Below are 4805 nucleotides of genomic sequence, written 5' to 3'. Positions count from 1 at the left end.
GACGGCGGTGGCCTCGGAGACGGCCGGGGGCGGTCTGGCCACCGCCACGTTTGCCTCGCCGCGGCCGGGACGGCGCATCGGCCTCGTCTTCCGCCGATCGGCCCACCGGGAGGACGCTTACCGCGAACTCGCCGGCATCATCGCCGACGTCGTGTCAGCCGCTGGTGCTGTCCGCAGGGAGTTCGCCGGCTGACAGGGCCTCCCACTCGTCGACGAGACTGGAGTCGACATCGCGGACCATGGTGCCCAGTCGGGTCACGATCGACGCGACGTCATCGGTGATCACCGATGTCGGAACACCGTGGCGCAGCACGCGATAGCAATCGGACAGGTAGCGCAGCACGACGCCCTCGCTGCGGGTGAGTCCGTACACCGAGATGAGTTCGGTGAAGGTCATCGACCGTTCGAGCATCTCGCGCAGCACCGATTTCGGCGACGGTGGTGTGGAACCCACCCACGGCGCTCCGGCCCGATACACCTCGAAGGCATAACCGATCTCCTCGGCGAGCGGTTGCGGCCAGGTGATCTCCTCCAGCCGGGTCATGCGCTCCTCGTACTCGACGCCGTCGGCCTTCATCTCGGCGATGGCCTTGTCGCGCGCGACCTTTCGCTGTGCGATCAGCACCGGGCGAGGATCCTCCAGGGTCGATTCGAGCACCGAGACGACGTCGAGTGCGTGGTCAGGTGAGTCTGTGTCGAGGAGTTCGAAGGCGGCCAGCGCGAAGGCCGACAGCGGATTGGTGAGCGCGAAGTTCTTCGGCATGTCCACGTTGAAGGCCACGTATCTGCCGGTGGCGTCGGGCTCGTCGAGTTGCACCACGATGCCCGCGTCACGCAGGCCACGATAAAGAGCGATGGTGTGCCGGATGTGCCGCAGCTGGCGATCGCGGGGTTCGTGGTTGGCCTCGAGGAGGTGGCGCACCGCGGAGAAACAGTCACCGGGTCGGTTGAGGACCTCCAGCAGCATGGCGATGGTCATCCGGAAGTGTGATCGCAGCGGTTCGTCGGGCGCGTCGACGAGAGCCGTGAAGGTCTTCTCGCCCCAGGACACGAATCCCTCGGGCGGCTTCTTGCGGACGAGTTTGCGCAGCTTCTTGGGGTCGTCACCTGCCTTGGCGACGGCGCGCGCATTCTCCACGTCGTGCTCGGGCGCCTGGGCGACGACGTATCCGACCGAGTCGAAGCCGGCGCGGCCGGCACGGCCCGCGATCTGGTGGAACTCGCGGGCGCGCAGCCGACGCACACGATTGCCGTCGAACTTGCTGAGACCGGCGAACAGCACTGTGCGGATGGGCACGTTGATCCCGACGCCCAGGGTGTCGGTCCCGGCGATGACCTGCAGCAACCCTTGCTGGGCAAGCCTTTCCACGAGTCTGCGGTAGCGCGGCAGCATACCGGCGTGATGGACGCCGATGCCCGCGCGGAGCAGCTTGGAGAGGGTGTTGCCGAATCCGGTGTGGAAACGGAAATCGCCGATCGCGGCAGCGATGGCCGCACGTTGTTCCTTGTCGCACAGGCGGACCGACAGCAATGCCTGCGCACGCTCGACCGCCGCCGCCTGCGTGAAATGCACGACGTAGACGGGCGCGCGTCCACGGGAGACGAGGTCCTCGATAGTCTCGTGGATCGGAGTCATCGAATACGCGTACTCGAGCGGGACCGGCCGGTGGGTTCCGGTGATGGCGGCGGTCTCTCGACCGGTCCGGCGGGTGAGGTCGTCGACGAAGAAGGAGATGTCACCGAGTGTCGCCGACATCAGCAGGAACTGCGTGTGCGGCAACTCGATCAGCGGAACCTGCCACGCCCAGCCACGATCCGACTCGCCGTAGTAATGGAATTCGTCGGCGACCAGAGTGCCGATGTCGCTGTCTTCGCCGTCGGACAGCGCAAGATTTGCCACGATCTCGGCGGTCGCGCAGATGATCGGCGCATCGGAGTTGACCGAGGCATCGCCGGTCATCAGGCCCACGGAGTCGGCGCCGAACATGCTGCACAGGTCGAAGAATTTCTCGCTCACCAGCGCCTTGATCGGTGCCGTGTAGAAGGCGCGCCGACCTGCGCACCGCGCGAAGTAGATCGCGCCGACGGCGACCAGGGACTTCCCGGATCCGGTCGGCGTGGCCAGGATGACGTTGCTGCCGGCGGCCAACTCGAACAGCGACTCTTCCTGATGCTCATAGAGGTCGAGCCCACCCTCGGCCCACCAACCGATGAATCGTTCCAGTGCCGCATCCTCGTCGGCGACCGGCTCCAGAAACGCTGGGGTTGCCGGGGCCCCGATCACATCGGAGATCGCGGTCCCTCGTTTCCGTCATCCGAGTCGGTGTCGAGGTTGCCATGATCGGTGCCGGCCTGCTCGGCCAGGAACCGCTCGAGTTCGGCGCCGAGTTCGTCACCACTGGGCAGCGACTCCTCCGCGGCGAGGAGCGACGCGCGTTCCTCCTGTGCCTGGGTGAACGAGTCGTACTGGGTTTCCAGCGCGGCGACCACCGACTCGATCTCGGAGTTCCCGGAGACCTCGTTGTCGATCTGGTCGCGCACCTTCTCCGCAGCGCTCTGCAGGGCCGCGATCGGCAGCTGGAGGCCGGTGAGCTCGGTGACCGCGGTCAACAGTCGGGCCGAGGCCGCCGGATAGTTCGTCTGCGCCAAGTAATGGGGGACATGGACGGACAGCCCGGCCGCCCGGTAGTCGTGCTGACCCATGCGCAGTTCCAGCAGCATCGAGGCGCTCGCCGGGAGCTTCATCGCCGAACCCCAACGCGGCAGGTCGCCCAGCGCGTCGGGGTCGCTGCCGTGCGCGGTGATCGACGGCGGACGGGTGTGCGGAACGGCCATCGGGATCGCGTTGAGACCGACCACGTCGGTGACTCCGAAATGATCGGACAGGCGGCGGACCGCGTCGACGAACTGTTCCCACCGCAGGTCGGGCTCCGAGCCGGACAGCAGCAGAAAGCCCTTGCCGTTGGTGTCGCGGATGGCGTGGATGGTCAGCTCGGGCATCTGCACGTCGGTGAAGGTCTCGCCGCTGAAACTGATCGTCGGCCGTCGCGACCGGTAGTCCATCAGTTCGTCGGAGGTGAAGGTGGCGACGAGTTCGGATTCGAGGCTGTCGCGCAGGTGTGTCGCGGCCAGCGCGACGGCATGTCCGGCATCGGCGAACCCCTCGAGGGCGTGGATCAGCACCGGTCCGGTGTCGCCGGTGCCCAGTTGAGGGGCCGGAAACGCCAGCTCGTACAGCGCGTTGGCCGTGTCGTCCGGGCCGGGAGCACCGTCGCCGTGTTGGTCCTTGCGTTCTTGTCGCTCGTCCATGGTCACCCTCCTCTCGTCACCTCGCCGCGCGTGGTCTTCCCCGCGTGGTCTTCCCATTGTCGCCCACCGGCCTCGGCCAGGGCCAATTGTGCTGGTCATTATGTGCTTTTAGAATCAACAACCCGTGGGTGTGGTCCCGGATTCCCGGCCGGCGACAATTCGCCGACATTGCGTCGGACACTGCGGAGTGTCGATGAGCGTCGCCGGGCGCGTGGTTTGGCACAGTAGAGCGTTGTGAACAAACGGCGCGGCGCATCGGCACTCCGATGGCGAGTGCGGTTACCGGCCATCGCAGCGCTGGGTGCGTGCCTCCTCCTCGGCGCATGTGCGGTGAGCGGTGAGCCGGTGGCGGGGATGCCCGACCTGTCTGACCGTGCGGTCAATCCGGGCGATTTCCCGGCGGGCGGTGCCAGTCGCGTTCCGGACCCGGCACTTCCCGACGTGCTGGCCGACATCACCGGTCATCCGGGATCGGCGTCGGTGGTTCCTGCCTCGTGCCGACCCGGTGCGGTCATCTCGAGCGGTGCCGTGGTGCTGCTCGCGCCCGGTGCGCAGGAGCGGTCCACCTACACCGCCGCGATCGTCTACTCGCCGGCCGATCTCGCGCAACTGGGCACCCAGCTCGATGAGTGTCGGCGCTGGACGACCGGAACCGCGACCGCGTCGACCCGCGTCACCGCCGAGGTGCTGCCCGCTCCTTCGGCGCCGGACGGAGTCGAGACCCTCGCGGTGCGCAGGACAATGGTGACCGGCGCGATTCCCAACATCCTGGTGACCAGCACGGTCACGCTGATCGGTCAGCGCGATGATGTACGCGTGTACGCCGAGTATCGCTGGCCATCGGCCGGACCGTTGCCGCCCGACGCCGGCAGCGGACTCGACGCGCTGTTCACCAAGGCGGTCGACGCGGCCTTTGGTTGATCGGCAGTTGGTTGATTGGCGCTTGGTTGATTGGCGCTGTGGACCGAATCTCGTTTGTGGACAGCCGATCCCGGACCGCGGCGAACGGCCGATGAGGGCGTAGGCCGCAGTGATGATGACGGCATGTCCTCATCGAAATCACGCTCGCGCCTCGACGCGGCATCGCTCCTGACCGCCATCCCGGCTCTGCTCGGGTTCATCCCCGAACGGTCGATCATCATCTTGTGCGTAGGCCCCGGGCGCACGGTCCGGGCGACGATGCGCCACGATCTGGCCGTCGACGACGACGGGACGCCGCAGCCGGCGCTGCTCCGGGTGTTCGCGGAGTTGGGCTCGATCTGCGCGCGGTACGGTGCGCGCGATCTGTTGGTGGCCATCGTCGACGACAGGTTCGCGCTCGACGATCCGTGCCATCGGCGCGTACTGGCCCTCGCCAATCGGGAGTTCTCGGCATCGGGAGGAGTGTCGATCGGTTTCGTCCTCAACGAATTCGACTGTGGTGCAGCGTGGTCGGTGGCGTGGCGGCCACGAGCGAACCGGCCGGCCCCGATCGCGGTGCCCAAGGCCGGTGCCGG

At 67.2% G+C, this 4805-nt stretch carries 4 protein-coding genes and 1 pseudogene; 3 read left to right on the top strand and 2 right to left on the bottom strand.

Annotated elements, in window-relative coordinates; translation table 11 throughout:
• Positions 1 to 193: pseudogene (locus ABZW74_RS24025) on the top strand (hydrogen peroxide-inducible genes activator); the annotation flags it as partial.
• Here the strand turns inward: ABZW74_RS24025 and ABZW74_RS24020 are convergent.
• Both ABZW74_RS24020 and ABZW74_RS24015 read right to left on the bottom strand, forming a co-directional pair.
• Positions 155 to 2284, bottom strand: a complete 2130-nt coding sequence (locus ABZW74_RS24020) for a DUF3516 domain-containing protein (RefSeq protein ID WP_240856987.1) — start codon at positions 2282 to 2284, stop codon at positions 155 to 157. The pseudogene ABZW74_RS24025 and the gene ABZW74_RS24020 sit on opposite strands and share 39 nt — an antisense overlap.
• The gene (locus ABZW74_RS24015) at positions 2281 to 3309 is read right to left on the bottom strand and encodes a PAC2 family protein (RefSeq protein WP_240856988.1); all 1029 of its coding nucleotides are present in this window, start codon (positions 3307 to 3309) and stop codon (positions 2281 to 2283) included. The genes ABZW74_RS24020 and ABZW74_RS24015 overlap by 4 nt, the downstream gene beginning before the upstream one ends.
• A 234-nt stretch (positions 3310 to 3543) precedes the next feature.
• Here ABZW74_RS24015 and ABZW74_RS24010 point away from each other — a divergent pair, with 234 nt between their 5' ends.
• Together ABZW74_RS24010 and ABZW74_RS24005 are read left to right on the top strand one after the other, a co-directional pair.
• Complete coding sequence (locus ABZW74_RS24010; RefSeq protein ID WP_240856989.1) at positions 3544 to 4230, top strand: hypothetical protein; 687 nt, start codon at positions 3544 to 3546, stop codon at positions 4228 to 4230.
• Positions 4231 to 4353: 123 nt separating this feature from the next.
• Positions 4354 to 4805 (top strand): DUF4192 family protein (locus ABZW74_RS24005; protein ID WP_355279955.1); only part of this gene is annotated, 452 nt, incomplete at its 3' end.

This window comes from Gordonia sp. NPDC003585 (assembly GCF_040610755.1).
In the GTDB taxonomy this organism is placed as follows: Bacteria; Actinomycetota; Actinomycetes; order Mycobacteriales; family Mycobacteriaceae; genus Gordonia.
This window is presented reverse-complemented; position numbering and strand designations above follow the sequence as displayed.